25 protein-coding genes are annotated in these 26,226 nt (G+C 70.4%); 16 read left to right on the top strand and 9 right to left on the bottom strand.

Translation table 11 applies throughout. From position 1 onward, the window contains the following. Positions 1-76 precede the first annotated feature (76 nt). From lnt to BP68_RS12385, 4 genes are all read right to left on the bottom strand, one after another. Positions 77-1,654 carry an apolipoprotein N-acyltransferase gene (gene lnt, locus BP68_RS12400; RefSeq protein WP_496372167.1) on the bottom strand — a complete coding sequence of 526 codons (1,578 nt, stop codon included), beginning with the start codon at positions 1,652-1,654 and terminating at the stop codon, positions 77-79. Between the two features lie 29 nt (positions 1,655-1,683). Beyond that, a complete protein-coding gene (locus BP68_RS12395; protein ID WP_496372165.1) occupies positions 1,684-2,571 on the bottom strand; it encodes a CorC family transporter in 888 nt (295 codons plus the stop codon). A gap of 110 nt (positions 2,572-2,681) precedes the next feature. Further along, positions 2,682-3,407 (bottom strand): GNAT family N-acetyltransferase, encoded by a 726-nt coding sequence (locus tag BP68_RS12390; RefSeq protein ID WP_496372163.1) that lies wholly within the window; start codon positions 3,405-3,407, stop codon positions 2,682-2,684. Between the two features lie 172 nt (positions 3,408-3,579). Then, positions 3,580-4,065, bottom strand: coding sequence for an Lrp/AsnC family transcriptional regulator (locus BP68_RS12385; protein ID WP_496372161.1), 486 nt, complete (start codon positions 4,063-4,065; stop codon positions 3,580-3,582). A 195-nt stretch (positions 4,066-4,260) separates the two neighbouring features. Between BP68_RS12385 and hppD the strand changes: the two genes are divergently transcribed. The 3 genes from hppD to phhA all read left to right on the top strand — a co-directional run bounded on the left by hppD (position 4,261) and on the right by phhA (position 7,369). After that, positions 4,261-5,382 (top strand): 4-hydroxyphenylpyruvate dioxygenase, encoded by a 1,122-nt coding sequence (hppD, locus tag BP68_RS12380; RefSeq protein ID WP_496372159.1) that lies wholly within the window; start codon positions 4,261-4,263, stop codon positions 5,380-5,382. 91 nt (positions 5,383-5,473) lie between these two features. Further along, entirely contained in the window at positions 5,474-6,442 is a 969-nt protein-coding gene (locus tag BP68_RS12375; RefSeq protein ID WP_496372157.1) for a Bug family tripartite tricarboxylate transporter substrate binding protein, read from the top strand. A gap of 87 nt (positions 6,443-6,529) precedes the next feature. Continuing rightward, positions 6,530-7,369, top strand: coding sequence for a phenylalanine 4-monooxygenase (gene phhA / locus BP68_RS12370; protein WP_496372155.1), 840 nt, complete (start codon positions 6,530-6,532; stop codon positions 7,367-7,369). Between the two features lie 23 nt (positions 7,370-7,392). Here the strand turns inward: phhA and BP68_RS12365 are convergent, their stop codons facing one another. After that, the gene (locus tag BP68_RS12365) at positions 7,393-8,313 is read right to left on the bottom strand and encodes an esterase/lipase family protein (RefSeq protein WP_496372153.1); all 921 of its coding nucleotides are present in this window, start codon (positions 8,311-8,313) and stop codon (positions 7,393-7,395) included. A gap of 156 nt (positions 8,314-8,469) precedes the next feature. Here BP68_RS12365 and BP68_RS12360 point away from each other — a divergent pair, with 156 nt between their 5' ends. The 5 genes from BP68_RS12360 to BP68_RS12340 all read left to right on the top strand — a co-directional run bounded on the left by BP68_RS12360 (position 8,470) and on the right by BP68_RS12340 (position 15,456). Further along, positions 8,470-10,155, top strand: coding sequence for an AMP-binding protein (locus BP68_RS12360; protein WP_496372151.1), 1,686 nt, complete (start codon positions 8,470-8,472; stop codon positions 10,153-10,155). A gap of 34 nt (positions 10,156-10,189) precedes the next feature. Continuing rightward, positions 10,190-11,116 carry an MBL fold metallo-hydrolase gene (locus tag BP68_RS12355; protein WP_496372149.1) on the top strand — a complete coding sequence of 309 codons (927 nt, stop codon included), beginning with the start codon at positions 10,190-10,192 and terminating at the stop codon, positions 11,114-11,116. A gap of 191 nt (positions 11,117-11,307) precedes the next feature. Continuing rightward, the gene (locus BP68_RS12350; protein ID WP_496372147.1) at positions 11,308-13,629 is read left to right on the top strand and encodes a TonB-dependent receptor; all 2,322 of its coding nucleotides are present in this window, start codon (positions 11,308-11,310) and stop codon (positions 13,627-13,629) included. Positions 13,630-13,681: 52 nt separating this feature from the next. Further along, positions 13,682-14,779 carry an alpha-hydroxy acid oxidase gene (locus BP68_RS12345; protein WP_496372145.1) on the top strand — a complete coding sequence of 366 codons (1,098 nt, stop codon included), beginning with the start codon at positions 13,682-13,684 and terminating at the stop codon, positions 14,777-14,779. Next, the gene (locus BP68_RS12340; RefSeq protein WP_496372143.1) at positions 14,773-15,456 is read left to right on the top strand and encodes a Fe2+-dependent dioxygenase; all 684 of its coding nucleotides are present in this window, start codon (positions 14,773-14,775) and stop codon (positions 15,454-15,456) included. Before BP68_RS12345 ends, BP68_RS12340 begins: the two co-directional genes overlap by 7 nt. A gap of 74 nt (positions 15,457-15,530) precedes the next feature. On the opposite strand, the gene BP68_RS12335 is transcribed toward BP68_RS12340, so the two are convergent. Continuing rightward, a complete protein-coding gene (locus BP68_RS12335) occupies positions 15,531-17,513 on the bottom strand; it encodes a lytic transglycosylase domain-containing protein (protein WP_496372141.1) in 1,983 nt (660 codons plus the stop codon). A gap of 14 nt (positions 17,514-17,527) precedes the next feature. On the opposite strand from BP68_RS12335, the gene BP68_RS12330 reads away from it, so the two are divergent. The 6 genes from BP68_RS12330 (at position 17,528) to BP68_RS12305 (ending at position 22,788) form a co-directional block, all read left to right on the top strand. Further along, positions 17,528-18,100: a 5-formyltetrahydrofolate cyclo-ligase gene (locus BP68_RS12330; protein WP_496372139.1), complete on the top strand. Its 573-nt coding sequence runs from the start codon at positions 17,528-17,530 to the stop codon at positions 18,098-18,100. A 130-nt stretch (positions 18,101-18,230) separates the two neighbouring features. Next, on the top strand, positions 18,231-18,917 hold the full coding sequence (locus BP68_RS12325) for a glutathione S-transferase family protein (RefSeq protein ID WP_496372137.1): 687 nt from the start codon (positions 18,231-18,233) through the stop codon (positions 18,915-18,917). A gap of 19 nt (positions 18,918-18,936) precedes the next feature. Further along, a complete protein-coding gene (locus tag BP68_RS12320) occupies positions 18,937-19,704 on the top strand; it encodes a metallophosphoesterase (protein WP_496372135.1) in 768 nt (255 codons plus the stop codon). A 17-nt stretch (positions 19,705-19,721) separates the two neighbouring features. Beyond that, complete coding sequence (locus BP68_RS12315) at positions 19,722-20,696, top strand: HlyD family secretion protein (RefSeq protein WP_496372133.1); 975 nt, start codon at positions 19,722-19,724, stop codon at positions 20,694-20,696. An 11-nt stretch (positions 20,697-20,707) separates the two neighbouring features. Next, a complete protein-coding gene (locus tag BP68_RS12310) occupies positions 20,708-21,658 on the top strand; it encodes an ABC transporter ATP-binding protein (protein WP_496372131.1) in 951 nt (316 codons plus the stop codon). Further along, the gene (locus BP68_RS12305) at positions 21,655-22,788 is read left to right on the top strand and encodes an ABC transporter permease (RefSeq protein ID WP_496372129.1); all 1,134 of its coding nucleotides are present in this window, start codon (positions 21,655-21,657) and stop codon (positions 22,786-22,788) included. The genes BP68_RS12310 and BP68_RS12305 overlap by 4 nt, the downstream gene beginning before the upstream one ends. A gap of 23 nt (positions 22,789-22,811) precedes the next feature. Here the strand turns inward: BP68_RS12305 and BP68_RS12300 are convergent, their stop codons facing one another. After that, a complete protein-coding gene (locus tag BP68_RS12300; protein ID WP_496372128.1) occupies positions 22,812-23,267 on the bottom strand; it encodes a hypothetical protein in 456 nt (151 codons plus the stop codon). Between the two features lie 44 nt (positions 23,268-23,311). On the opposite strand from BP68_RS12300, the gene BP68_RS12295 reads away from it, so the two are divergent. Beyond that, positions 23,312-24,559 carry a multifunctional CCA addition/repair protein gene (locus tag BP68_RS12295; RefSeq protein ID WP_496372126.1) on the top strand — a complete coding sequence of 416 codons (1,248 nt, stop codon included), beginning with the start codon at positions 23,312-23,314 and terminating at the stop codon, positions 24,557-24,559. Here BP68_RS12295 and BP68_RS12290 read toward each other — a convergent pair whose 3' ends face one another. Together BP68_RS12290 and BP68_RS12285 are read right to left on the bottom strand one after the other, a co-directional pair. After that, on the bottom strand, positions 24,560-25,201 hold the full coding sequence (locus BP68_RS12290) for a DUF1109 domain-containing protein (RefSeq protein ID WP_496372124.1): 642 nt from the start codon (positions 25,199-25,201) through the stop codon (positions 24,560-24,562). Then, the gene (locus tag BP68_RS12285) at positions 25,198-25,740 is read right to left on the bottom strand and encodes a sigma-70 family RNA polymerase sigma factor (RefSeq protein ID WP_496372122.1); all 543 of its coding nucleotides are present in this window, start codon (positions 25,738-25,740) and stop codon (positions 25,198-25,200) included. The genes BP68_RS12290 and BP68_RS12285 overlap by 4 nt, the downstream gene beginning before the upstream one ends. A 185-nt stretch (positions 25,741-25,925) precedes the next feature. Here BP68_RS12285 and BP68_RS12280 point away from each other — a divergent pair, with 185 nt between their 5' ends. Next, entirely contained in the window at positions 25,926-26,222 is a 297-nt protein-coding gene (locus BP68_RS12280; RefSeq protein ID WP_496372120.1) for a BufA1 family periplasmic bufferin-type metallophore, read from the top strand. The last annotated feature ends 4 nt before the right edge of the window (positions 26,223-26,226 follow it).

Raw genomic sequence — 26,226 nt, 5'->3', positions numbered from 1 at the left:
CTATCACGCAACAGGGCCAAGGGAAAGCCCGCTGCCCACGGCGCGGGAATGACGTGGATCAACACTTTCCCCCGCATCACCCCTCCCGCCCAGGGCGCCGGCGCCGCAGCAGCCAGGCTCCGCCCACTATGGCCAGGCCCAGCCCCCACAGCGGCCACAGCCCCCAGCGCGCCACCCACCAGGCGTAGGGCGTGACGGCGCCGCTGCGGCCCTGCACCTCGGCGCGCAGCACGCCGCGCTGGTGCGGGGCCATGCGGTGCGTGACCTGCCCGCGGTGGTCGATGACGGCCGTGGCCCCGGTGTTGGTGGCCCGCACCATGGGGCGCTCGAACTCCAGGGCGCGCAGCCGGCTGATGGCCAGGTGCTGGTCGATGGCCACCGTGTCGCCGAACCAGCCGATGTTGCTCATGTTCACCATGATGGTGGGCGCGCTGCCCGCATCCAGGAAACGCGCGCCCAGCTCCTCGCCGAACAGATCCTCGTAGCAGATGTTGGGCGCCACGCGCTGCCCGGCCCAGGCCATGGACGGCTGCCCCACCGCACCGCGGTTGAAGTCGCCCAGGGGGATGTTCATCATCTCCGTGAACCAGCGGAAGAACGGCGGGATGAACTCGCCAAACGGCACCAGATGGTGCTTGTCGTACTGGTAGGGCCGCTGGCCGCCCGGCGAGAAGCCCAGCACCGAATTGGTATAGCCCCGCTCCAGGCTGCCCAGCGGTATGCCCAGCAGCAGCGCCTGGCCGCCGGTGGCGTAGCGCTCGGCAATACTCTCCAGGTAGCCGGGCGCGAGCTGCTGCGGCAGCAGCGGGATCGCCGTCTCGGGCGCCACCACCAGGTCGGCCCGGGCCGCGCGCAGCTGATCGTGGTACCACTGCAGCGCCAGCGGCACGCCGCTGCCCGGCTGGAATTTCTCGTCCTGCGGAATATTGCCCTGCAGCAGGGCCAGCGACAGCGGCGCACCTGCCTGCGCCGGGGCCCCGCAGCCCTCGACGGCGCAATGCCGCTGCACCGCCAGCCCCGCCCACACCGCCAGGACCAGCGCCAGCCCGGCCCACCAGCGCGGGCGCCGCAGATCCGCCGGGCGCCACAGCGCCAGCCCCATGGCGATGGCCGCGGCCGCGAAACCCAGGCCGTACACGCCCACGGTGCGCGCCAGCACGGCCAGCGGGCCGTCGGCATGCGCATAGCCGCCCGCGCCCCAGGGGAAGCCCGTCCACCAGATACCGCGCGCCAGCTCCGCCAGCAGCCACAGCCCCGCAAAAACGATAGCTGCCAACGCTTTATGGACGGGCGCTAGAGCCCAAAAACATGCCGAAGCCACCGCATAGTAGCTGCCCAGGAACGCCGCCAGCCCCAGCACGGCCAGCACGGCCAGCGGCGCGGCCAGGCCGCCATAGACATGCATGGAGATGAACAGCCACCAGAAGGTGCCCGCCAGCCAGGCCGTGGCGAACAGCCAGCCCAGCAGCCCCGCGCGGCGCGCGCCGGGCGCGGCCAGCAGCACCCGCGCCAGCAGCGCCAGCGACAGGATCTGCAGCCACCACAGGGGCTGGCCGCCCCCGCCGCCCGGCCCGGGCCAGGCCAGCGACGCGGCCTGCGCCAGGCCGGCGCACAAGGCCAGCAGCCAGGGCGCCATGCCCTGGCGCAGCGCCATGGGGGCCGGGTGACGGACGGCCGACGGCATCAGCGCGGCGGCTCGGCCTGGGAAGCGTCGGACGGCACCGGCGTGACCTTGAACCAGCGCACCGCCCCGCCCTTGGTGTGCAGCACCACGAACTGCAGGCCGCCCAGCGCCACGCTTTCGCCCTTGCGCGGCATGCGGCCGAGTTCGTGCGCGATCAGCCCGCCGATGGTGTCGAAGCTCTCGTCGGGGTCGCTGCCCTGCAGCGCCACGTCGAAGGCCTCGGCCACGCGCTCCACGGGCGTGTCGCCGCTCACGCGGAAGGTGCGGTCGGCCAGGCCGAAGATGTCGCCCTCGTCCTCGGGAATGTCGAATTCGTCCTCGATCTCGCCCACGATCTGCTCGATCACGTCCTCGAAGGTCACCAGGCCGGCGATGCGGCCGAACTCGTCGATGACGATGGCCATGTGGTTGCGCGTGCTGCGGAACTCGCGTCCCAGGTCGTTCAGCCCCTTGCTCTCGGGCACGAACAGCGCCGGGCGCACCAGGGTACGCACGCTCAGCCCCGGCGAGCGCCAGAGCTTGAGCAGGTCCTTGGCCAGCAGGATGCCGATGATGTTGTCACGCCCGCCCTGGTACACCGGGAAGCGCGAGTGCGCCGTGTGCAGCACCTGGTGCATGAGCTCTTCGAGGGGGGCGTCGATGTCCAGCAGGTCCATGCGCGTCGCGGGCACCAGCACGTCGTTGGCCGTCATCTCCGACATGCGCAGCACGCGCTCGAGCATCACGCGCGCGTCGGCATTGATGACCTCGTTGTCTTCGGCTTCCGCCAGGGTGGCGATGAGTTCGGCGGTCGAGTCCGGCCCGGGGTTGATGAACTCGATGAGGCGCTGCAGAAACGTGCGCTTGTCCTCCTTCTCGGAGGAGCGCGCAGGGTGGGGATCGGACACGGTCGCGGTGCAGGACGTGCAGAAAGTAAAACAGGCCCCAAGGATAGCGGATCGCCCCGGCGGCCCGATGACAGGCCGCGGGGGCCACGGCCCGTGGCCGGCGCGGCCTTTTATTCGGCGGCCTGATGGCGGCCTTCGCGCACGCCCTGGCGGATTTCCTGCAGGTCGGCCAGGAAGCTCCAGAACTGCCGCGCCTGCTTCTTGAGGTGGTAGTCCACCTCGGCGAAATGCTCGGCCATGATCTCGGACACGCGCGTGTCCAGGCCCGCGGGCGGCAGCTGCAGATAAGCCTCGGACTCGGAACCGTCGCGGCGCACGGTGGCGCCGGCGTTGCGGGCGATCTTCAGCATGGCCGTGTTTTCGGTCAGCGCGTGGATGAACATCATGCTCACGCCCCGGTTGCGCGCCAGCATCACGGCGCGCTCGAACAGCCGCGCGCCGTAGCCGCGCCCGCGCGCGCTGGACGCGACGGACACGCCGAACTCGGCGCAGCTCTGGTATTCCTGCGACGGGGCGAAGGCCACATGGGCCATGGCGATGAGTTCCAGCCGGCGGTTGAAGATGCCGAAGACCTCGTCGCGCTCGAAATCGAGCAGCTCCGCATAGCGCCGCACCTGGTCGTCGTTGGCGGCATAGCCGAAGCGCAGGTAGCGGTCGTGCGCCTCCAGGCGCAGCAGGTGCGTGACGACGCGCTCGCGGTGCTGCGCTCCCAGGGCGCGGATGGGCACCAGCCCAGTGTTCATGGCGAAACCCCGGTGGACGCGCCGCCCCGCGGGGCGCAGCATCTGTCGCCCAGCGTCCCAGGAAGCGCGAAGCCAATTCTTGGTGGATAGCATGATGCCGCCGATTCTAGGGTTTTCCCTAGGAATCCGCAGCGGTTATGTTGCAATGCAGCAAATTCGTAGGGGCTTTGACCATTGAAGCCAAAACCCCGTTCAGCGCCCGTGGAATAAGCGTAATAAGCTATATTTATCATAGCAAACCTCTTCGCATGGCGACGCGCCGGGCTCATACCGGGATGGCCGTGGTGGCCTTGACCCGGTCCAGCACGAAGCTGGTCTTGCAGTCCTGCACGCTGGGGTGCTTGAGCAGCGTGTCCATGATGAAGCGGCTGTAGTGCGCCATGTCGGCCACCACCACGCGCAGCAGGTAGTCCATCTCGCCGGTCAGCGCCGCGCATTCCACCACCTCGGGCCAGGCCTGCACGCTGGCGCGGAACAGGTCCATGGGATTGCGCTTGTGGCTCTCGGTGTGCTTTTCCAGGCGCACGTTCAGGTAGGCGGTCAGCCCCAGGCCCACGCGCTCGGGGCGCACCAGCGCCACGTAGCGGTCGATGATGCCGTCCTCCTCCAGCCGCTTGGCGCGGCGCAGCACGGCGCTGGGCGACAGGCCCACCTGTTCGCCGATCAGGTCGTAGGTTTCGCGGCCGTTGTCCTGCAGGCGGCGCAGGATGGCCCGGTCCAGTTTGTCGAGTGCGATGGTGCGTTCGCTCATGGCGGCGGATTCTAGGCAGGCGCCACCACATGCGCACCCGCATGTTCCCTAACGCCAGATGACTGCACACCGCATTGACTGCGCGCAACATTCCTGCATATCTACGGTCAAACCGAGATGCATTCGCCAGAAACATGAGGCCCCTGCCCCCTACAGTGGAGCGTTGCATCCCCCAGAACACCCGGAGACACCACCATGACCGCCGCCCTGCCCACGCCGACCGCCCAAGAAACCGCCGCCTGGGAGAACCCCATGGGCCTGATGGGCTTCGAGTTCGTCGAATTCACCTCGCCCACGCCGGGCGTGCTGGAGGCCGTGTTCGAGAAGCTGGGCTTCACGCTGGTGGCCAAGCACCGCTCCAAGGACGTGCTGCTGTACCGCCAGAACCAGATCAACTTCATCCTCAACCGCGAGCCCCGCAGCGAGGCCGCCTACTTCGGCGCCGAGCACGGCCCCTCGGCCTGCGGCCTGGCGTTTCGCGTGAAGGATTCGCACAAGGCCTACCAGCGCGCGCTGGAGCTGGGCGCCCAGCCCATCGAGATCCGCACCGGCCCCATGGAGCTGCGCCTGCCCGCCATCAAGGGCATCGGCGGCGCGCCGCTGTACCTCATCGACCGTTTCGAGGACGGCAAGTCCATCTACGACATCGACTTCGAGTTCATCGAGGGCGTGGACCGCCGTCCCGTGGGCCATGGCCTGAACGAGATCGACCACCTCACGCACAACGTGTACCGCGGCCGCATGGGCTTCTGGGCCAACTTCTACGAGAAGCTGTTCGGTTTCCGCGAGATCCGCTACTTCGACATCCAGGGCGAGTACACCGGCCTGACCTCCAAGGCCATGACCGCGCCCGACGGCAAGATCCGCATCCCGCTGAACGAAGAGTCCAAGCAGGGCGGAGGCCAGATCGAAGAGTTCCTGATGCAGTTCAACGGCGAGGGCATCCAGCACATCGCGCTGATCTGCGACAACCTGCTGGAGGTCGTGGACAAGCTGGGCCTGGCCGGCGTGCCGCTGGCCACCGCGCCCAACGACGTCTATTACGAGATGCTGGACACCCGCCTGCCGGGCCATGGCCAGCCCGTGCCCGAGCTGCAGGCGCGCGGCATCCTGCTGGACGGCACCACGGCCGACGGCACGCCGCGCCTGCTGCTGCAGATCTTCTCCACGCCCATGCTGGGCCCGGTGTTCTTCGAGTTCATCCAGCGCGAAGGCGACTACCGCGACGGCTTTGGCGAGGGCAACTTCAAGGCGCTGTTCGAGTCGCTGGAGCGCGACCAGATCCGCCGCGGCGTGCTGGACACCAAGCCGGCCTGAGCCGCCGGCATCGACATCCCGACTCCAATGGTGCGGCGCAACAATCGGTTCCTATACTGAGCGCCCTTTCAAGAGATCCGGGAGATTTTCAATGTTGCTTCGCCGTCACCTGGTGGGTTCGTTCGCGCTGTGCATGGCCTTCGCCGTCCATGCACAGAACGCCTCGGCCCCCCTGTCCCTCATCGTGCCCTACCCCGCCGGCGGCCCGCTCGACAAGAGCGCGCGCATCCTGGCGGACGGCGCGCGCGCCCAGCTGGGCGCCATCCAGGTGCAGAACAAGCCCGGGGCGGGCGGCAACCTGGGTGCGGACATGGTGGCCAAGGCCCCCAAGAGCGCCAACCTGCTGGTGATGGGCGCCGTGGCCACGCACGCGGTGAATCCGTGGCTGTACAAGAACTTCCCCTACGACCCGATCAAGGACTTCACGCCCATCGTGCTCGTGGCCCGCACTCCCAATGTGCTGGTCATGAGCGCGGACAAGGCCAAGGCGCTGAACATCGTCACCACCACCGACCTGGTGAAGTACGTGAAGGCCCACCCCGACCAGCTCCCGTACGGCTCGGGCGGCAACGGCAGCATCGGCCACATCGCCGGCGAGATGTTCAAGTCGCTCACCAACACGCGCATGCCGCACGCCCCCTTCCAGGGCGCGGGGCCGGCGCTCAAGGCCTTGCAGGAGGGCCGCGTGGCGGTGCTGTTCGACAACCTGGCCTCGTCGCTGCCGCTGATCCAGTCCGGCAAGCTCAAGGCGCTGGGCGTGACCTCGCTCGCCAGCGACGAGGCGCTGCCCGGCGTGCCCAGCATCAACAGCGAGGTGCCCGGCTTCAATGTCTCCACCTGGTTCGGCCTGTTCGCGCCGGCCTCGCTGCCCGCCGCCGATGCGCAGAAGTACGCGGCCGCATTCAGCGCCGCCATGCAGTCGCCGGCCGGCAAGGAACAGTTCAAGAAGATGGGGCTGACCCCGGAAGAGCTCACGCTCGGCGGCTTCGGCAGCTTCGTGCGCTCGGAGCATGGCAAGTACGAGTTCCTGATCAAGGCCGCCAAGATCAGGATCGAATAGGCGCCGTCCTGCACCTCCCAAGCCGCCATTTCCCCACAAGGGCAGAGCGGCGCAGACGACGGCATGGTTCACCAAAGGAGACTCATCATGGGACAGACCCCCGTCGTCTACGGACAATCCAGCCGCCCGCCGCGCGGCGACTATTCCCGCGCGGCCGACGACTACACCTGCGCGCAGAACTTCGCGGCCTACACCGAGGCCGACCACGACACCTACCACCGCCTGTACCAGCGCCAGTCGGCCCAGCTGCAGGGCCTGGCCAGCGAGGCCTTCATCGCCGCCCTGCCCTCGCTGGGCGCCAAGGAGCGCATCCCGCGCTTCGATGACGTCAACGAGCGCCTGCACCGCGCCACGGGCTGGGAGCTTGTGGCCGTGCCGGGGCTGATCCCCGAGGTGCCGTTCTTCACGCTGCTGGCCAACCGCAAGTTCCCCGTGACGGACTGGATCCGCACGCCCGAGGAATTCGACTACATCGTCGAGCCCGACGTGTTCCACGACCTGTTCGGCCATGTGCCGCTGCTGTTCAACCCAGTGTTCGCCGACTATGTGCAGCGCTACGGCGAGGGCGGCCTGAAGGCCGCGCGGCTGGGCGCCTGCGAAATGCTGTCGCGCCTGTACTGGTACACCATCGAGTTCGGCCTGATCCGCGAGGCCGGGGGCCTGCGCGCCTATGGCGCGGGCATCCTGAGCTCGCGCGGCGAACTGCCCTACGCCGTGCGCAGCCCCGAGCCGCAGCGCCTGCCGCTCTCGCTGGAGCGCACCATGCGCACGCGCTACAAGATCGACACCTACCAGCAGACCTACTTCATCATCGACAGCTTCGAGCAGCTGTTCGATCTCACGGCGCAGGACTTCGAGCCGATCTACGCGCGCCTGCGCGGCCTGCCCGAATTCGCGGCCGACGAGCGCGAGCCCCGGGTGGCCTGAGCCGCCGGGCCGGCGCGGCCCCGTCAGCCCGCGGGGCCGTCCTGCAGCAGCTCCAGGCAGGCATGCACCACCCGCGGGTGGAAGGCCATCTCCACATGGGCCACCCCCTCGATGAAGCGGTTGTCCGCCCCGTCCAGCATGGCCGTGGCGGGCGGGTAGACCACGTTGTCGCAGTTCGAGTACCAGCACACGAAGCCCGCCGCGCGGCCCGCCGGCTCCTGCGCGCGCAGCGCCCGCACCCAGGGGCCGTCCAGCCGCATCTGCCGGCCGTTGGTGCTGCGGCTGCCACACGCGGGCCAGGTGCCGCCATGGGGCGAGCCCAGCGTGACGACGCGGTGCACGCGCGCGGCGCCGTCCGGCATGGCGCGCAGCCAGGCCCGCGCCGCCAGCCCGCCCATGCTGTGGCCCACGATCACCGGCGCGCGACCCGTGGCCTGTTCAACCTGGCGCACGGCCGCGTCGATGGCGCCGCAGTAGTCGTCGATGGAGCCGAAGGCCGGCTCCAGCGTCACGGCCACGAAGGCATGGCCGCGCGCGCGCAGCAGCGGCAGCCAGGGCGTCCAGAAGCCCCGGTTGCACAGAAAGCCGTGCACCAGCACCACGCCGCGCGGACCGGGCGCGCCGGCGGCGCGCTGTGGCAGCCAGTCGGCCACGGCACTGTGGCGAAAGGGCTGCCACCAGCCGAAGACCAGCCCGGCCCAGCGCGATTCGGCCCACCAAGCGCGCGCCAGCTGCGCCAGGCGCGGGCGCGGCGCGGGGTCGCGGCGGCTGACCCGGGCCATGAGCAGGAACTGCGGCGCCATGCCCAGCCGGAACAGCAGCGGCACCGCCACCACGCCCGCCAGGGCCAGCCATGGCGACCGCTCCCAGAACCAGGCCATCCAGCCCGCGATCAGCAGCAGGTGGGCGGCCACCAGCCAGCGTTGCCAGCGTGCATTGGTCACGATTCGCTTCTTCCTTTCATGGTGGGTGGCGTGCGCCCCGTCATGTCTCCTGGGCGACCAGTTCGGCGCCCGGGCTAGGACAAGCCCGGTATTGCGTGCGCGGGGCCGCTTCCACAATCGCGGCCATCTTGCACACCCTACCGCAGAGGAAACCGCATGGACCGCATCTGGCTCAAGAACTACCCCCCCGGCGTGCCCCATGACGTGGACCCCGACCAGTATCCCTCGGTGGCGCAAATGCTCGAGGAGTCGTTCCGCCGCCATGGCGACGCACCGTTTTCCGTGTGCATGGAGCGCTGGATGAGCTACCGGCAGCTGGACCAGCTCTCCGCCCGGCTCGGCGCCTGGCTGCAGGGCCTGGGGCTGGCGCCCGGCGCGCGCGTGGCCATCATGCTGCCCAACGTGCCGCAGTTCGCCGTCACCATGGCGGCCGTGCTGCGCGCGGGCTACACCTGCGTGAACGTGAACCCGCTGTACACCGCGCGCGAGCTGGAGCACCAGCTCAAGGACTCGGGTGCCAGCGCCATCGTGATCCTGGAGAACTTCGCCCGCACGCTGGCCGAGGTGATCGACCACACCGCGGTGCAGCATGTGGTGATCGCCTCCATGGGCGACCTGCTCGGCCCCTGGTACGGGCGCTGGATCACCTTCGCCGTGCGCCACCTGGCCAAGATGGTGCCAGCCTACGAGCTGCCGCTCACCCACGGCCGCCAGGTGGTCAGCTTCAAGCGCGCCCTGGCCCTGGGCGCGCGCCGCACGCTCAGCCCCGCGCGCGTCACGCCCGACACGCCCGCCTTCCTGCAGTACACGGGCGGCACCACCGGCCTGTCCAAGGGTGCGGTGCTGACGCAGCGCAACATCGTGGCCGCCACGCTGCAGGCCGAGGCCTGGTTCACCCCCGCGCTCGCCAAGGTGGGCGACCTGCGCAGCGCCAACAGCATCGCGGCGCTGCCGCTGTACCACATCTTCGCGCTCACGCTGTGCCTGCTGGCCATCCGCCAGGGCGCGCGCCTGACGCTGATTCCGAACCCGCGCGACATCCCGAAGTTTGTCGAGGTACTCAAGAAGCGGCCCTTCCACATGCTGCCCGCCGTGAACACGCTGTTCAACGCCCTGTTGCAGAACGCGCAGTTCCGCCGGCTCGACTTTTCGCGCCTGTGCGTGTCGCAGGCGGGCGGCATGGCGGCCACGGAGGCCACGGCCCAGCAATGGCAAAAGACCACGGGCAGCACCATGATTGAGGGCTGGGGCATGAGCGAGACCTGCGCCATCGGCACCAACAACCCGGTGAACAACCCGGCGTTCACCGGCAGCATCGGCCTGCCGCTGCCGGGCATCGACATCGCCATCAAGGACGACGCGGGCCAGAGCCTGCCCGTGGGCACGCCGGGCGAGCTCTGCATCAAGGGCCCGAACGTGATGCCCGGCTACTACAACCAGCCCGCGGAAAACGCCCGCACCTTCACGCCGGACGGCTTCATGCGCACGGGCGACATCGGCGTCATGGACGAGGACGGCTACACCCGCATCATCGACCGCAAGAAGGACATGATCCTGGTGAGCGGCTTCAACGTCTTCCCCAACGAGCTGGAGCAGGTGATCACCCTGTGCCCCGGCGTGCTGGAATGCGCCGCCGTGGGCGTGGCCGACGACAAGCAGGGCGAGGCCATCAAGGCCTTCATCGTGCGCAGCGACCCCTCGCTCTCCGAGGACGACGTGGCGCGCCACTGCAACGAACACCTCACGGGCTACAAGCGGCCAAAATACATCGAGTTCCGCGACGAGCTGCCCAAGACCAATGTGGGCAAGATCCTGCGGCGCGAGCTGCGCGACGGCAAGTGACGCGGCGCACCCTACACCTCAAATTTGATAGCTGATGACGCTTATCCCACCTGCCCTACCGCCCGAAATCACTGTTTTTGAACGCGGCTGGCTGTCGGCCAACAACGCGCTGTTCATCGGGCGCGACGCCACGGCCCTGGTGGACAGCGGCTACTGCAGCCATGCGGCCCAGACGGTGGAACTGGTGGAGTCGGCCCTCGGCGGGCGGGCGCTGGGCCGGCTGCTCAACACCCACCTGCACAGCGACCACTGCGGCGGCAACGCCGCGCTGCAGGCCCGCTGGCCGGGGCTTGTCACGCAGATTCCGCCGGGGCAATGGGCCCAGGTGCGCGACTGGGACCCGGTGGCGCTGAGCTACGTGCCCACGGGCCAGGACTGCCCGGCCTTTCGCGCCGACGGAGTGCTCACGCCGGGCGCTGATGTGGTGCTGGGCGACCGCGCCTGGCAGGTGCACGCCGCGCCGGGCCACGACACCCATGCGGTGATGCTGTTCGAGCCCACGCTGCGCCTGCTGATCTCCGGCGACGCGCTGTGGGAAAACGGCTTCGGCGTGGTCTTCCCCGAGCTGGACGGCGAGCATGCCTTCGCCGACGTGGGCGCCACGCTGGACCTGATCGAAACGCTGGCGCCGCTCACCGTGATTCCGGGCCACGGCGGCGTCTTCGGCGACGTGCCGGCCGCGCTGGCGCGCGCGCGGCGCAGGCTGGCCGGCTTCGAGGCCGACCCGGTCAAGCACGCGCGCCACGCCGCCAAGGTGCTGCTCAAGTACAAGCTGCTCGAATGGCAGCAGGCCCCCCTGGCGCAGGTGCAGGCCTGGCTGGCGGCCACCCCCTACTTCGGCCAGTTGCACCTGCGCCACTTCGCCGACCGGCCCGCCGACCAGTGGGCCGCCGAGCTGGTGCAGGAACTGGTGAACGGCGGCGCCGCCCGGCGCGAGGGCGACACGCTGCACAACGCCTGACGGCGGCCCCGGGCCACGGCCGCCGCTGGGCGCCACCATCGCGCATCGGTGGCGCATCTGTTGCCAGCAGACAACAGATCGGACGCGCCCCCCCCTTCTTTACACGCCAAAAGAAGGAGTTTGCGGGACATTGATGCAAACAAGATTGATTCGCAACAATAATCCATGTGAACTCAATCCTGTCCCAAAGCATGTCTGTCTCTCCCTCCCTCAAGAAACCCAAGAGCCTGCGCCTGGTCGACGGCCTCGCCGCCGCCGCCCTGCTGCCCCTGAGTGCCATGGCCCAGACGCCGGCCACCCCGGCCCCGGCCCACACCCTGCCCACCGTGACGGTGCAGGAGCAGGCCATCGACCCCAACCCCAACGCCGAGGTGGGCGCGCCCTACAAGGCCAAGACCTCGGCCGACACGCGCCACACGCGCCCGATTGCCGAGACGCCGACCACCATGTCGGTGATCACCAAGTCGGCCATCGACGACTCGGGCCAGACCGACCTGAAGCAGATCCTGCAGGCCCAGCCCGGCATCACCCTGGGCACGGGCGAGAACGGCAACGCCTTCGGCGACCGCTACATCATCCGCGGCCAGGAGGCGCGCTCCGACGTGTTCGTGGACGGCCTGCGCGACCCCGGCATGACCACGCGCGAGAGCTTCGCCCTGGAGCAGCTGGAGATCACCAAGGGCCCGAACTCCTCGTTCGCGGGCCGCGGCTCCGCGGGCGGCGCCATCAACGGCGTGACCAAGCAGGCCACCATGGACTACAGCTTCACGCGCCTGTCCGGCGCCGTGGGCTCGGACGACCACTACCGCGTCACCGGCGACGCCAACAAGGTGTTCAGCGAGACCTTCGCACTGCGCGTCAACGGCCTGCTGGCCGGCGAGGACGTGCCCGGCCGCAGCCCCGCCGAGCGCCAGCGCCGCGGCCTGGCCCTGTCGGGCCTGTGGAACGTGAACGAGGACCTGGCGGTCACGATCGACTACTACGGCCTGCGCGCCAAGGACCAGCGCGCCGACCTGGGCGGCTACCTGGTGGGCACGGGCGCGGACCGCCGGCCCGCGCGCAACGTGCCCGTCTACGCGCAAAACAACGACTTCATCCAGTCCGACGTGGACACCCTCACGGCCCGCATCGCCTACCGCTTCGCGCCCGACCTGCGCCTGACCAGCCTGACGCGCTACGGCCAGAGCGACAACCGCTATGCCACCACGGGCGCCTCCATGCGCACGGTGCTCGACGCCGCCAACAACCCCATCGGCACGGCCGCCGCCCTGGACAACGGCCACACCGGCTGGCAGGACGTGAGCTACTTCGCCCACCAGAGCAACCTGCGCTGGGACAAGCAGATCGGCGGCCTCAAGCACGAGTTCATCTTCGGCCTGGAGTACACCGACCACCAGGTCAAGTCCGGCAACTACGGCATCACCAACACCGGCGCCTTCAACTGCCGCGTCTCCGGCCGCACCGGCCCCGCCGACGGCTGGTGCATCACCGACCTGAACGGCAACGCCGTCGCCGACCTGGGCTCCCTGGCCGGCCGCAGCTATGACAAGCGCGGCTGGAACCGCGACTGGCGCGTGAAGACCTTCGCGCTGTCCGCCATGGACACCGTGGACCTGACCGACAAGTGGACGCTGTTCGGCGGCCTGCGCGCCGACCACTACAAGCTGTCGCTGGACACGCGCAACAACCAGACCGGCGCCATGACGGGCGACTACGGCTTCAGCGACACGCTGCTCAACGGCCACCTGGGCGTGACCTACAAGATCAACCCCCTGGGCATGGTCTACGCCAGCTACGGCACGGCGCAGGACATCAACGGCGGCGAATCCGACACCGGTACCAGCAGCGGCTACGGCGGCCTGGTGATCCACCAGGACGACGCCGCGGGCGCCAAGCCCGAGACCGCGCAGAACATCGAGCTGGGCACCAAGTGGAACCTGCTGGACGACAAGCTGCTGGCCACGGCCGCCCTGTTCCAAACCACCAAGAAGGACGTGATGGAGGGCGCCGACTACGACGCCAACGGCACCTTCAACACCGGCCGCAACCGCGTGCGCGGCATCGAGTTCGGCCTGGCCGGCAACGTGACCCGCGACTTCCAGATGCAGGCCGGCGTGGCCTTCATGAAGTCCAAGGTGCTGCGCTCGGCCACGGCCGCCAACGTGGGCCTGCCGCTGAGCAACTTCGCCGACCGCTCCTTCTCCGTCCAGGGCAAGTACCAGCTCACGCCCAACTTCTCGGTCGGCGCCACCGCGCGCTACGAAAGCTCGCGCTGCGGCGGCCAGCCCGACACCGGCGCCGGCTTCTCCAACGGCATGTGCTCGCAGCCCGTGCCCTCGTTCACCGTGTACGACCTGTTCGCGTCCTACCGCATCAACAAGCAGGCCGACCTGCGCCTGAACGTGCTGAACGCGGCCGACAAGGACTACTACACGGCCGTGTACCGCTCGGGCGCCTTCCTGTACAAGGGTGACGGCCGCGCAGTGCGCCTGACGCTGAACCTGGACTTGTAATCAAAAATGGCTCCAGCGCTTGCGGGTCAAGCGCTGGCAGCTATTGATTTTGATGAACCCTTCGATCCCCCCGGGCGTGTGGAACGCCATCGACTACGAGCGGCTCGCGCCCCAGCACATGGACGCGGGCCGCCTTGCGTATGTGGCCGGCGGCTGCGGCTGGGACCAGACGGTGGCCGCCAACCGCGCCGCCTTCGCCGACTGGGCCGTGGTGCCGCGCCTGCTGCGCGACCTGCGCGCCGGCCACACGCGGCTGGCGCTGGGCGGCCTGGAGCTGCCCCACCCGCTGCTGCTGGCGCCCGTGGCGCACCAGCGCCTGGCGCACCCCGACGCGGAAGCCGCCACCGCCCGCGCCGCGCAGGCCACGGGCACCTGCCTGGTGGCCAGCACGCTGTCGTCGTGCACGCTCGAAACCATTGCCGCCGCCAGCGGCCCCGCGCGCTGGTTCCAGCTGTACCTGCAGCCCGAGCGCGCCCACACGCTCGACCTGCTGCACCGCGCCGAGGCCGCCGGCTACCGCGCCATCGTGCTCACGCTGGACGCCAGCATCCAGATGGCCAGCCGCAGCGCGCTGCAGGCCGGCTTTGCCATGCCCGCCGACTGCGTGGCCGCCAACCTGGGGCATTACCCAGCGCCCGCGCCCGGCACCCTGGCCGAGGGCGACAGCCGCATCTTCCAGGGCGCCATGCGCCACGCCCCCACCTGGGACGACCTGCACTGGCTGCTGCACGCGTCCCGCCTGCCCGTCTGGGTCAAGGGCGTGCTGCACGCCGACGACGCCCGCGCCCTGCAGGCGGCCGGGGCGGCCGGCGTCATCGTCTCCAACCACGGCGGGCGCAGCCTGGACGGCGCGCCCGCCGCCCTGCACCGCCTGTCCGCCGTGCGCGCCGCCGTGGGCCCGGGCTATTCCGTGCTGCTGGACGGCGGTGTGCGCAGCGGCAGCGACGCCTTCAAGGCCCTGGCCCTGGGCGCCGACGCCGTGCTCGTCGGCCGGCTGCAGGTCTACGCCTTGGCCGTGGCCGGCGCCCTGGGCGTAGCCCACATGCTGCAGCTGCTCACCGAGGAGCTGCACGCCTGCATGGCGCAGGCGGGCTGCGCCCGCCTGGCCGACATCACCCCCGAAGCCCTCACCCCCGCGCGACCATGCTGATCTCCATCGACCAGGTACTCACCCCGGACGAAGTCCGCCAATTCCGCCAGGCGCTGGATGCCAGCGACTGGGACGACGGCGCCGCCACCGCCGGCACGCTGGCCAAAAGCGTCAAGCGCAACCAGCAGTTGCCCGACGGCAGCGAGCCTGCCCGGCGCCTGGGCCAGCACATCCTGCGCCGGCTGGCGGCCACGCCGCTGTTCATCAGCGCCGCGCTGCCGCGCACCATCTACCCCCCGAAGTTCAACCGCTACGCCGACGGCGGCACCTACGGCGCGCATGTGGACAGCGCGCTCATGTTCCTGCCGGGCAGCAGCCAGCAGATGCGCACCGACCTGTCGGCCACGCTGTTCCTGGCCGAGCCCGAGGAATACGACGGCGGCGAGCTGGAGGTGGAAGGCCCCTTCGGCGTGCAGTGCGTGAAGCTGGCCGCGGGCGACATGGTGCTCTACCCCTCCAGCAGCCTGCACCGCGTGACGCCCGTGACGCGCGGCGCGCGCGTGGCCGCGTTCTTCTGGATCGAGAGCCTGGTGCAGGATGAGGCCGACCGCACGCTGCTGTTCGACCTGGACCAGTCCATCCAGCAGCTCACGCCGCTGACGGCGCCGGACGACCCGCGCCTGGTGCAGCTCACGGGCGTGTACCACAACCTGCTGCGCCGCTGGGCCAGGCCTTGAATGAAAAGAGCCGCTAGCGCCCGTCCATCAAGCGCCATAAGCTCTTATTTCAATAGCAAAATATTGCCACCCGCTCAGGGCAGGTCCTTGTTCGGCGCGGGCTCGCGCGCGTCGCGCGGGCCCACGGTGCCCAGGCGGCTCTTGAGCGACTGCGGCTGGCCGGTGAGGATGGCGGCGTAGTTCACCGTGTTGGCCAGCACCTTCTTCACGTAGTCGCGCGTCTCGGAGAAGGGCACGTTCTCGGCCCAGATCGCCGCGTCGATCACCGGGCCGTTGCGCCAGTTGCGCGGCCGGCCCGGGCCGGCGTTGTAGGCCGCGGCGGCCAGCGCCATGGAGCCGTCGAAGTCGTCCAGCGCCAGCTTGAGGTAGGCCGTGCCGATGGTGATGTTGGTGTCGCGGTCGTTGATCTGGTCCTGCGTGAAGCCGGCCAGGCCGATCTTGCGCGCCGTCCAGCGCGCCGTGGCCGGCATCACCTGCATCAGGCCCGAGGCGCCCACGCCCGAGCGCGCGTCCATGATGAAGCGGCTTTCCTGGCGGATCAGGCCGTAGACATAGGCTGGGTCCAGGCCGATGCCCTGCGCGCGCTGCACCACGGCGGCCTGGTGCGGCATGGGAAAGCGCTGCGCGGTGTCGATCTCGCTCTTGGTGCGCTCGCTGGTGTTGATGCAGCGGTCCCACACCTCGCGCTGGCAGGCGAAGTCGGCGGCGGCCAGCAGCTCGCGCTCGCCCATGCCGCCGGGCTGGTGCAGGTTGGTGGTGTAGTTCCACTCGCGCACGCCCTCGCTGCGCAGGCCCAGCAAGATGGCGTACAGGGCGCGGTTCAGGCCAGGGTTGGCGCGCGCGGCGGCCTTTTCCTCGCTGGTCAGGGGCGCGGGCGCGGGCGGCGGGGCCACGCGCGAACCCAGTTCCTCCAGCGCCAGCTGTTCATAAAAACCCGTGGTGCCGGCGATGCGCTCGTAGAGCTGGCGCGCCGCGGCGCGGTCCTCGTCCCCGGGCCGGTGGGCCATCAGGGCGCGCGCCTTCCAGTAGGTCCAGGCGCTGTCCTGGCGCGCGGAGGGGCTCATGGCGTCGATGCTGCGGCCCACCTGCTTCCACTGGCCGGCGCGCAGCGCGGCGCGCACACGCCAGCCCAGCATGTCGTCGGTCAGGTCGGTTTCGCGGGTCACGTTGCCGAAATAGTCCAGCGCGTCGGGCGACAGCGCCATGGCCGCCTGCTTGCCGATCAGGCCCCAGAGCCAGTTGCGCTCCTCGGCCGAGAGCTGCACGCCCCATTTGGCGTCCAGCAGGCGCGCGGCGCCCGCGGTGTCGCTCATGGCCATGCGCACCAGGGCCAGCACCACCAGTTCCTGGCGCTCCTTGCCGCGCGCCGTGGCGCGGCCCGCCAGGTATTTGGCGGGCGAATCCAGCGCCTCGCGCAGCTGCCCCAGCGCCTCGGGCGCGACGATCTCCACCGCCTTGCGCACCACGCGCAGGCGGTTGGCCTCGGCGCCCAGGCGCGCCTTGCGCCAGACGTCGATGGGCTTGATCTTCTTGGCGGCCAGCATTTCGGCGGCGGCGTTGGAGCAGCCGTCGTCCACCTCGCGCATCGCGTACCAGTTGCGCAGCACCTCGGCGCCCGCGTCCTCGCCGGCCTTGCCCCGGATCTGCTCGATCGCCAGCGCGTAGCAGCGCACCTCGCGGTCGTCGCCCATGCGGAATTGGGGGTGCAGCTCGGCGAACTGCTCCCAGTCGCGGCGCTGGCCCAGCAGCAGCAGCCAGTCGTTGCGCAGGCGGTCCTCCTGGTAGGTGCCGGCCCAGCGCTGCAGGAAGGCGTTCACCTCGGCGGGCGAAGCCTCCTCCAGCCGCGCTCGCAGTTCCCAGTAGGCGGCCCAGGGCTCCAGCGCGTGTCCGCGCGCGGCCGGCAGCAGCGTGGCCAGCCGCTGCTTGTCGCCCTTGCGGAAGGCCTTCTGCATTTCCAGCAGGGTGTCATCGCCGCGGTTTTGCGCCCCAGCCTGCGGCGCCACCGTGGCCAATGCGGCAATCGCGACCAGCGGTGTCAGAATCTTGAGCCATTGCATGGGGGAATTATGTGATGGACAAAGCAGCCCTGCGCCGCACTTTGGTAGAGCAACGCCTGAATCTTCCCGATCGTCTGCTGCGGGCCGACCAGCTCCAGCGCGTGATGCGCATCTGGCTGGTGGACCGCCCGGACACCATCATCGGCGCGTACTGGCCCATCAAGGGCGAGTTCGACCCGCTGCCCGCGCTGCACCGCTGGAAGGAAGACGGCGAGCTGCTGGACGAGCCGCAACTGCGCCGCATCGGCCTGCCCGTGGTGGACAAGGTGCACAAGACCCTCACCTTCCACGCCTGGTACCCGGGCTGTCCCATGGAGGAGGACGCCTACGGCATCCCCAAGCCCAAGGACACCGAGGTCATCCACCCCACGCTGCTGTTCGTGCCCTGCGTGGGCTACGGCCCCGGCGGCTACCGCCTGGGCTATGGCGGGGGCTTCTACGACCGCACGCTGGCCAGCCTGCAGCCCCCGCCCGTCACCGTGGGCCTGGGCTTCACCCTGGGCTACCTGGACGAGTTCGAGCCCGAGCCGCACGACATGCCGCTGGACGCCATCCTCAACGACAACGGCGTGGTCTGGCCGGTGTGACACCATCAAACACCAGAGCAGCTTGCGCTTGATACACGGTGCTTTCAGGCGCAAAACAATCCACAAACCAATCACGGATTGCGTGAACAGCTCTTTTTAACGTAGCACCACAGCGCCAAGGAACGCCCCCATGCTCCAGCTCTACATCGGCAACAAGAATTACTCCTCGTGGTCCATGCGACCCTGGGTGCTGCTGCGCCAGGCCGGTATCGCGTTCGAGGAAGTGCCCGTGCGCTTCGACAGCTTCGACGCCAACTCGCAGTTCAAGCGCCAGCTCAAGGCCGTCAGCCCCGTGGCCAAGGTGCCCGTGCTGGTGGACGGCGGCGTGACCGTGTGGGACAGCCTGGCCATCGCCGAATACCTGGCCGAGAAGTTTCCCGACAAGCAGCTGTGGCCCCAGGACCCGGTCGCCCGCGCGCGCGCCCGCAGCGTGGTGGCCGAGATGCACAGCGGCTTTGGCGCGCTGCGCAGCCACTGCGGCATGAACATGGAGGCCCACCTGCCCGAGGTGGGCGAGATCGTCTGGCGCGACCAGCCCGGCGTGCGCGCCGACGTGCAGCGCCTGGTGGAGATGTGGAGCGAACTGCTCGCCCAGCACGGCGGCCCGATGCTGTTCGGCCCGTTCAGCATCGCCGACGCCTTCTACGCCCCCGTGTGCTCGCGCATCACCACCTACGCGCTGCCGGTGCCGCCGGCCATCCAGGACTACGTGCAGCGCGTGCTGCAACTGCCCGGAGTGCGCGCCTGGACCGACGGCGCGCTGGCCGAGCAGGACTTCGTGGCCTTCGACGAGCCCTACCGCGCGCGGCGCACCTGAGCGCCGGGGAGCCCGCGCCATGAAGCTGCACATCCTGTCCGACCTGCACCTGAGCGTGCAGGGCCTGGAGCACCCGCGCACGGACGCCGACCTGGTCATCCTGGCCGGCGACATCGCCCGCCCGCAGGCCGCCGTCGCCTGGGCCCAGGGCTTCGGCAAGCCCGTGCTCTACGTGCCGGGCAACCACGAGTTCTACGGCGGGAGCCTGCAGGACACGGCCCAGACGCTGCAGCGGCTGTGCGCGGGCAGCGCCGTGCAGCTGCTGGACAACCGCAGCCTGGTGCTGCAGGGCGTGCGCTTCGTGGGCAGCACGCTGTGGAGCGACTTCCGCCTGGCCGACGAGGGCGCCCCGCGCGCCGAGGCCATGGCCCAGGCGCAGCAGCTGCTGCGCGACTTCAGCCGCATCCGCACCGGCGCGCCGCCGCACGACGCGCTGTTCACCCCGCAGGACGCGGCCGCCCTGTTCGACGCGAACGCGCAGTGGCTGGCGCACGAGCTGGCCCAGCCCTTCGACGGGCCCACCGTGGTCATCACCCACCATGCGCCCTCGCAGCGCAGCGTCCACCCGCGCTTTGCCGGCTCGCCGCTCAACGCCTGCTTCGCCTCCAACGCCGACCACCTGGTCGCCGCCAGCGGCGCCCGCCTGTGGGTGCACGGCCACATGCACGACAGCTCCGACTACCTGCTGAACGGCACGCGCGTGCTGTGCAACCCGCGCGGCTACGCCCGGGACGGCACGCCCGAGAACCCCTTGTTCGACCCGCTCCTGGTGGTCGACGTGACCTAGCCGCGACGGCCCACGCCATGCCCCCGCCGCCGCCCCTTCGCCGCATCGCCGCCGCGCCGTTCCTGGCGCTGGCGCTGGCGGCTTGCCAGGACCAGGCCGCGCCCGGCTGGTCCGGCTACGCCGAAGGGGACTACATCTACATCGCCGCGGCCCTGCCGGGCCGGCTGGAAACACTGGCCGTGCAGGCGGGCCAGCAGGTGGTGCAGGGTGCGCCGCTGTTCACGCTCGACAGCGAGAGCGAGCGCGCGGCCCACGATGAGGCCCTGGCCCGCCTGGCCGCGGCCCGCGCCCAGAGCGCGAACATCGCCACCGGCAAGCGGCCCGACGAAATCGCCGTGCTCACGGCGCAGCTCGCCCAGGCACGCGCCGCCGCGCAGCTGGCGCACAGCAACCTGGCGCGCCAGCGCCAGCTCGTGGCCCAGGGCTTTATCTCGGCCGCCACGCTCGACAGCCTGGAGGGCGGCGCGCGCCAGGCGCAGGGCCGCGTGACCGAACTTGAGGCCGCGCTGCGCGTGGCACGCCTGCCGGGCCGGCCCGCGGAGCGCGCGGCCGCCGCCGCCCAGGCCCAGGCCGCCGGCGACGCCCTGCGCCAGTCGGACTGGAGCCAGCGCCAGAAGCAGCAGGCCGCGCCGGCCGCGGGCCAGGTGGCCGACACCTTCTTCCGCGCGGGCGAATACGTGGGCGCCGGCCAGCCCGTGCTGGCGCTGCTGCCGCCCGGCCACATCAAGGCGCGCTTCTTCGTGCCCGAGGCCGAGGTCGCCACACTGTCGCCGGGCGATGCCGTGCAGCTGTCGTGCGACGGCTGCGGCGCGCCCATCGCCGCGCGCATCAGCCGCATCGCCACCCAGGCCGAATACACGCCGCCCGTGATCTATTCCAACGCGCAGCGCGCCAAACTCGTGTTCCTCGTCGAGGCCCGCCCCGACGCGCAGGACGCGACGCGCCTGCACCCGGGCCAGCCGCTCGACGTGCGGCGCGCGCCCAGGCCCTGACCGGAGGCACGGTGAACGCCGCCGCCTGGGCCATCGACGTGCAGGGCCTGACCAAGCGCTACGGCGGCCGCGCCGTGGTGGACAACGTGTCGCTGCAGGTCGCGCCCGGGCGCATCTGCGGCTTTCTGGGCCCCAACGGCAGCGGCAAGACCACCACCATCCGCATGCTCTGCGGCCTGCTCACGCCGGACGCGGGCCAGGGCCACTGCCTGGGCCTGGACATACGGCGCGAGGCGGCGGCCATCAAGCGCCAGGTGGGCTACATGACGCAGCGCTTCGGCTGGTACGAGGACCTGTCGATCCGCCAGAACCTGGACTTCGTCGCGCGCCTGTTCGCCGTGGCCGGGCGGCGCGCGGCCGTGGACGCCGCGCTCGCGCGCCTGGGCCTCACGGACCGCCAGCACCAGCTGGCCGGCACGCTGTCGGGCGGCTGGAAGCAACGCCTGGCGCTGGCCGCCTGCCTGATCCACCAGCCGCGCCTGCTGCTGCTCGACGAGCCCACGGCCGGCGTGGACCCGAAGGCGCGGCGCGACTTCTGGGACGAGATCCACCGCCTCGCCGCCGAGGGCATCACGGTGCTCGTGTCCACGCACTACATGGACGAGGCCGAGCGCTGCCACGAGCTGGTCTACCTGGCCTATGGCCGCGTGCTGGCGCGCGGCACGCAGGCCCGCATCATGGACGCGGCCGGCCTGGCCGTGTGGCGCATCGAGGGCGATGGCGCGGCCGCGCTGATCGCGCCGCTGCAGTCCGCTCCGGGCGTGCAGAGCGTGACCGCCTTCGGCAACGCCGTGCATGTGGCCGGCACCGACGCGGCGCTGCTGGCCCGGGCCGTGGCGCCCTGGCAGGCCCACCCGGGCCTGCGCGTGCGCCCCGTGGCGCCCACGCTGGAGGATGTGTTCATCCACCTGATCCACGGTGCGCAGGACAACTTTGCAGCCCCCGCCGAGGCCCGGCCATGAGGGGCTTTTCGGCCGCGCGCATGGCCGCCGTGTTCCTCAAGGAATTCCAGCAGATGCTGCGCGACCGGCTCACCTTCGCCATGGCCGTGGGCATTCCGGTGCTGCAGCTGGTGCTGTTCGGCTACGCCATCAACACCGACCCCAAGGGCCTGCCCACGGCCGTGGTCGCGGCCGAGAGCGGGCCGCTCACGCGCAGCCTGGTGGCGGCGCTGCAGAACACCGGCTACTTCCGCATCACGGCCCAGCCCGCGAGCGAGGCCGAGGGCGACGCCCTCATGGCCCAGGGCCGCGTGCAGTTCATGGTGGTGATCCCGCCGCAGTTCGAGCGGCGACTGCTGCGCGGCGAGCAGCCCGCCCTGTACGTGGCCGTGGACGCGACGGACCCCGCGGCGTCTGGCAACGCGCTCGCGGCGCTGAACCTGGTGGCCACGCAGGCGCTGGCGCACGACCTGCGCGGGCCGCTGGCCGCGCTGCAGCCGCGCGCGCCGCCCTACGAGCTGCGCATCCACCGGCGCTACAACCCCGAGGGGCTGTCGCGCTACAACATCGTGCCGGGGCTGGTCGGCACCATCCTGACCATGACCATGGTCATGCTGACCTCGCTGGCCATGACCCGCGAGCGCGAGCGCGGCACCATGGAAAACCTGCTGGCCACGCCCGTGCGGCCAATGGAAGTCATGGCGGGCAAGATCCTGCCCTACGTGCTCGTCGGCTACCTGCAGCTGGCCGTGATCCTCGCGGCGGCCTGGTGGCTGTTCGAGGTGCCCATGGCCGGCAGCTTCGCGCTGCTCATGGCCATGATCGGCGTGTTCATCCTGGCCAATCTGGCCGTGGGCTTCACCTTTTCGACGCTGGCGCGCAACCAGCTGCAGGCCATGCAGATGACGTTCTTCTTCTTTCTGCCCTCGATCCTGCTGTCGGGCTTCATGTTCCCGTTCCGCGGCATGCCGGGCTGGGCGCAGATGCTGGGCGAGGTGCTGCCGCTCACGCATTTCCTGCGCATCGTGCGCGGCATCCTGCTCAAGGGCAGCGGCTTCACCGAACTCGCGCCCGAGCTCTGGCCCATGCTGGCCTTTCTCGTGGTGGCGGGTGGCCTGGCGCTGGCGCGTTATCGGCAGACGCTGGACTGAGTGCCGGATACCGGCGGCGCACCTCAACCCTGGCGGAACTGCTTGCGCAGATAGGCCTTGTGGCGCGCGATATGCGCCAGCTGCGCCGGGGCGACGGAGCCGCCCAGGTCCTCATCCTCGCTGTTCAGGACCGCGTTGGCGTGCGCCATGGCGCGGGCCACCACCGCCGCCTCGTCCACGCCCAGCTGCGCACCCAAGTCCACGGCCACGCGGCGCATCGCGCGCTGGGCCAGCAGCCACTGGGCGCCAAAGGCATCCCAGGCGGCGGCCGACTCCAGCGCCTTGTCATGCTCGGCCAGGATGGCGCTCAGCGGCTTGTCGAGCAGCGCCTGCAAATCCTGCAGCTGCTGCTGCAACGCCTCGGTCTGCTGCTGCAACTGCGTCTGGGCCCGCTCGGCCGCGCTGGGTTCGGGGGGCACCGGAATGGGCAGGCTGCCATCAGGGTTGGGCTGGACGATGGTGATGTGGCTGGACGACATGGGCGGGCTCCGGGGGCAAGGGCCATGAATTTACACTCGCGGCCATGAAGATTTACATGGTGGGCGGCGCCGTGCGCGACCGGCTTCTGGGCCGCCCCGTCAATGACCACGACTGGGTCGTGGTGGGCGCCACGCCCGAACAGATGGTGGAGCAGGGCTACCTGCCCGTGGGGCGCGACTTCCCCGTGTTCCTGCACCCCGACACCCACGAGGAGTACGCGCTGGCGCGCACCGAGCGCAAGAACGGGCGCGGCTACCGGGGCTTCGTGGTGCAAACCTCGCCCGACGTGACGCTGGAGGAAGACCTCTCGCGCCGCGACCTCACTATCAATGCGATAGCTGCCAGCGCAGACGGGACGGGCGACAAGGCCCTTTTTGACCCTTACGGCGGGGCGCGCGACATCGCGCAGCGCGTGCTGCGCCACGTCACGGACGCCTTCCGCGAAGACCCCGTGCGCATCCTGCGCGTGGCGCGCTTCGCGGCGCGCCTCACCGACTTCACGGTGGCGCCCGAAACGCTGCAGCTGATGCGCGAGATGGTGCAGGACGGCGAGGCCGACCACCTGGTGCCCGAGCGCGTCTGGCAGGAGCTGTCGCGCGGGCTGATGGAGGAGCGCCCCTCGCGCATGTTCGAGGTGCTGCGCGACTGCGGCGCGCTGGCCGTGGTGCTGCCCGAACTGGACCGCCTGTGGGGCGTGCCCCAGCGCCCCGAATACCACCCCGAGGTGGACACCGGCGTGCACATGATGATGGTGCTGGACATGGCCGCGCGCCTGCACGCGCCGCTGGCCGTGCGCTTCGCCTGCCTGGCGCACGACCTGGGCAAGGGCACCACGCCGCAGGACATGCTGCCGCGCCACATCGGCCATGAGCAGCGCAGCAGCCGCCTGCTCAAGGGCGTGGCCGAGCGCCTGCGCGTGCCCGTGGACTGCCGCGAGCTGGCCGACGTGGTGGCGCGCGAGCACGGCAACATCCACCGCAGCGGCGAGCTGGGCGCGGCCGCGCTGGTGCGGCTGCTGGAGCGCTGCGACGCCATCCGCAAGCCGGCGCGGCTGGACGAGATTCTGCTGGCCTGCGAATGCGACGCGCGCGGGCGGCTGGGCTTCGAGGAAGCGCCCTACCCCCAGCGCGCGCGCCTCGGCGCGGTGCTGACCGCGGTGCAATCGGTTGCTACCAGTGTGATAGCTGCTCACGCAGCATCCAAGGGCATTACAGGCCAAAAAGTGGGTGAATTGATCCACGCCGCGCGCGTGGAGGCCGTGGCCCGCTGGCTGGGTCAGCCCCCCACCTGACTACCAGCGCAGCACGCGCGGCCCCAGCCAGGCGCCAGCCAAAGTGGGCAAGGCCATGCCCGCCAGGTACCACACCGCCAGAAAGGGCGCAGCCATTTCCGGGCAGTGCAACGCATAGGCCAGCGCGCCCAGCGCGCCCGCCAGCAGCCCCGCCCCGGCGCCCGCCCAGGCCAGGCGCGTGGGCGCCGCACCGCGCAGGGCCCACAGGCTGGCCGCCAGGGCCGGCAGCGACAGCGCCGCAATGTTGAAGGCGCAGGTGCGCCAGGTGCTGCCCAGCACCAGGGGCAGGCGCTCGCCGGGATGGGCCTGGCCCAGCGCCACGGCGGCCAGGCCCCACAACACCAGCGGCGGCAGCGCCAGCAGCACCAGGCTGGGCCCCAGGCCCATGCCGGGCCGCGCCAGGCGGCGCAGCACGGCCAGGCTGCCGGCGGCCAGCAGGGCGGCAAACACCAGCTTGCCCCAGAACATGGGCAGCGCCATGTCCTGCGCCAGCGTGGGCCGCAACCCGAACAGCGCCAGCATCAGCACCAGGGCACTCAGCCAGCCCCCCGCCATGGCGAGGGCAAAGCGCCGCTCGATGCCATGGCGCGGCACCGGGCCGGGGTCGTCGGCCAGCATGGCAATCAAATCATCGGTTTTCATGTCGTCCCCCTGATACGGGCGGCCAGGGCCTTGAGCCCCCGGTGCACACCCACCTTGACCGCCGATTCCGACAACCCCGTCAGGCGCGCCGTCTCGGCCACCGACAGCCCTTCGAGCTTGACGTGCACGATGGGCAGGCGCTGGCGCTCGGGCAGCGTCCGCAGCAACTGGCCCAGGTCGCGCCGGGCCTGCGCGGCCTCGGCATCGCTGCTGGAAAACAGCTCCTGCACGTCGTCCAGCGGCACGTCGAGCGCGCCCTTCACCGCGTGCGAGCGCAGCCAGTCGATGAGCTTGTAGCGCGCAATGGCGTGCGCCCACGCCGTCACCGGCAGATCGGGCCGGTAGGTGTGGCGCTGGTTGTGCACGGCAAGCAGGGTTTCCTGCACCAGGTCCTCCACTTCATCGGGCCGCTGGGCCAGGCGGCGGCGCAAAAAGGCCCGCAGGTGCGCGCTCAGCTCCTTCAGGAAGCGCTGGTAGGCGTCGGTGTCGCCCCCCAGGCCCTGCAGCAGCAGCGGGCGCAGCCGCTGTTCTATCTCCATGGCGTCTCCCTGGCTGGTATTCGGGGCCGGTGCGCGGCCGGTTACACCGGGGCTGAAAAAAATAATTTCGACCGCAGCGTAACCCGGCCCGCCGCGCCCACGAATTACCGAGCAGACCGGCCGGTTGCGCAGGCACCACCGGCAGAGGTCTGACGCTTTTCTTCACCCCTCAAGGAGCAACCACCATGACTTCCCGCACCCTCACCCTCGGCGCCCTGGCCCTTGCCGCCCTCGCTTCTGGCGCCGCCATGGCCCAGTCCGACAGCATGAACAAGTCCGGCGACACGGCCAAGCCCGCCATGGAGAAATGCTACGGCGTCTCCATGGCCGGCAAGAACGACTGCGCCGCCGGCCCCGGCACCACCTGCGCGGGCACCGCCAAGGTGGATTACCAGGGCAACGCCTGGAAGTACGTGCCCGCGGGCACCTGCACCAGCATCAAGACGCCCAAGGGCATGGGTTCGCTGCAAGCCATGAAGTGAACAC

It is taken from the genome of Diaphorobacter oryzae DSM 22780 (genome assembly GCF_059568935.1).
The sequence above is the reverse complement of the archived record's forward strand: the minus strand, read 5'-3'. Positions and strand labels throughout refer to the sequence as shown.

Excerpts from the sequence above, each read along its gene's own strand:
- BP68_RS12390 (WP_496372163.1), bottom strand. The coding sequence starts at position 3,407 with ATGCTATCCACCAAGAATTGGCTTCGCGCTTCCTGGGACGCTGGGCGA.
- BP68_RS12340 (WP_496372143.1), top strand. The coding sequence starts at position 14,773 with ATGCTGATCTCCATCGACCAGGTACTCACCCCGGACGAAGTCCGCCAA.
- BP68_RS12280 (WP_496372120.1), top strand. The coding sequence starts at position 25,926 with ATGACTTCCCGCACCCTCACCCTCGGCGCCCTGGCCCTTGCCGCCCTC.
- BP68_RS12305 (WP_496372129.1), top strand. The coding sequence starts at position 21,655 with ATGAGGGGCTTTTCGGCCGCGCGCATGGCCGCCGTGTTCCTCAAGGAA.
- BP68_RS12385 (WP_496372161.1), bottom strand. The coding sequence starts at position 4,065 with ATGAGCGAACGCACCATCGCACTCGACAAACTGGACCGGGCCATCCTG.
- BP68_RS12320 (WP_496372135.1), top strand. The coding sequence starts at position 18,937 with ATGAAGCTGCACATCCTGTCCGACCTGCACCTGAGCGTGCAGGGCCTG.
- BP68_RS12335 (WP_496372141.1), bottom strand. The coding sequence starts at position 17,513 with ATGCAATGGCTCAAGATTCTGACACCGCTGGTCGCGATTGCCGCATTG.
- hppD (WP_496372159.1), top strand. The coding sequence starts at position 4,261 with ATGACCGCCGCCCTGCCCACGCCGACCGCCCAAGAAACCGCCGCCTGG.
- BP68_RS12315 (WP_496372133.1), top strand. The coding sequence starts at position 19,722 with ATGCCCCCGCCGCCGCCCCTTCGCCGCATCGCCGCCGCGCCGTTCCTG.
- BP68_RS12375 (WP_496372157.1), top strand. The coding sequence starts at position 5,474 with ATGTTGCTTCGCCGTCACCTGGTGGGTTCGTTCGCGCTGTGCATGGCC.
- BP68_RS12350 (WP_496372147.1), top strand. The coding sequence starts at position 11,308 with ATGTCTGTCTCTCCCTCCCTCAAGAAACCCAAGAGCCTGCGCCTGGTC.
- phhA (WP_496372155.1), top strand. The coding sequence starts at position 6,530 with ATGGGACAGACCCCCGTCGTCTACGGACAATCCAGCCGCCCGCCGCGC.
- BP68_RS12360 (WP_496372151.1), top strand. The coding sequence starts at position 8,470 with ATGGACCGCATCTGGCTCAAGAACTACCCCCCCGGCGTGCCCCATGAC.
- BP68_RS12295 (WP_496372126.1), top strand. The coding sequence starts at position 23,312 with ATGAAGATTTACATGGTGGGCGGCGCCGTGCGCGACCGGCTTCTGGGC.
- BP68_RS12325 (WP_496372137.1), top strand. The coding sequence starts at position 18,231 with ATGCTCCAGCTCTACATCGGCAACAAGAATTACTCCTCGTGGTCCATG.
- BP68_RS12330 (WP_496372139.1), top strand. The coding sequence starts at position 17,528 with ATGGACAAAGCAGCCCTGCGCCGCACTTTGGTAGAGCAACGCCTGAAT.
- BP68_RS12290 (WP_496372124.1), bottom strand. The coding sequence starts at position 25,201 with ATGAAAACCGATGATTTGATTGCCATGCTGGCCGACGACCCCGGCCCG.
- lnt (WP_496372167.1), bottom strand. The coding sequence starts at position 1,654 with ATGGCGCTGCGCCAGGGCATGGCGCCCTGGCTGCTGGCCTTGTGCGCC.
- BP68_RS12345 (WP_496372145.1), top strand. The coding sequence starts at position 13,682 with ATGAACCCTTCGATCCCCCCGGGCGTGTGGAACGCCATCGACTACGAG.
- BP68_RS12285 (WP_496372122.1), bottom strand. The coding sequence starts at position 25,740 with ATGGAGATAGAACAGCGGCTGCGCCCGCTGCTGCTGCAGGGCCTGGGG.
- BP68_RS12300 (WP_496372128.1), bottom strand. The coding sequence starts at position 23,267 with ATGTCGTCCAGCCACATCACCATCGTCCAGCCCAACCCTGATGGCAGC.
- BP68_RS12355 (WP_496372149.1), top strand. The coding sequence starts at position 10,190 with ATGACGCTTATCCCACCTGCCCTACCGCCCGAAATCACTGTTTTTGAA.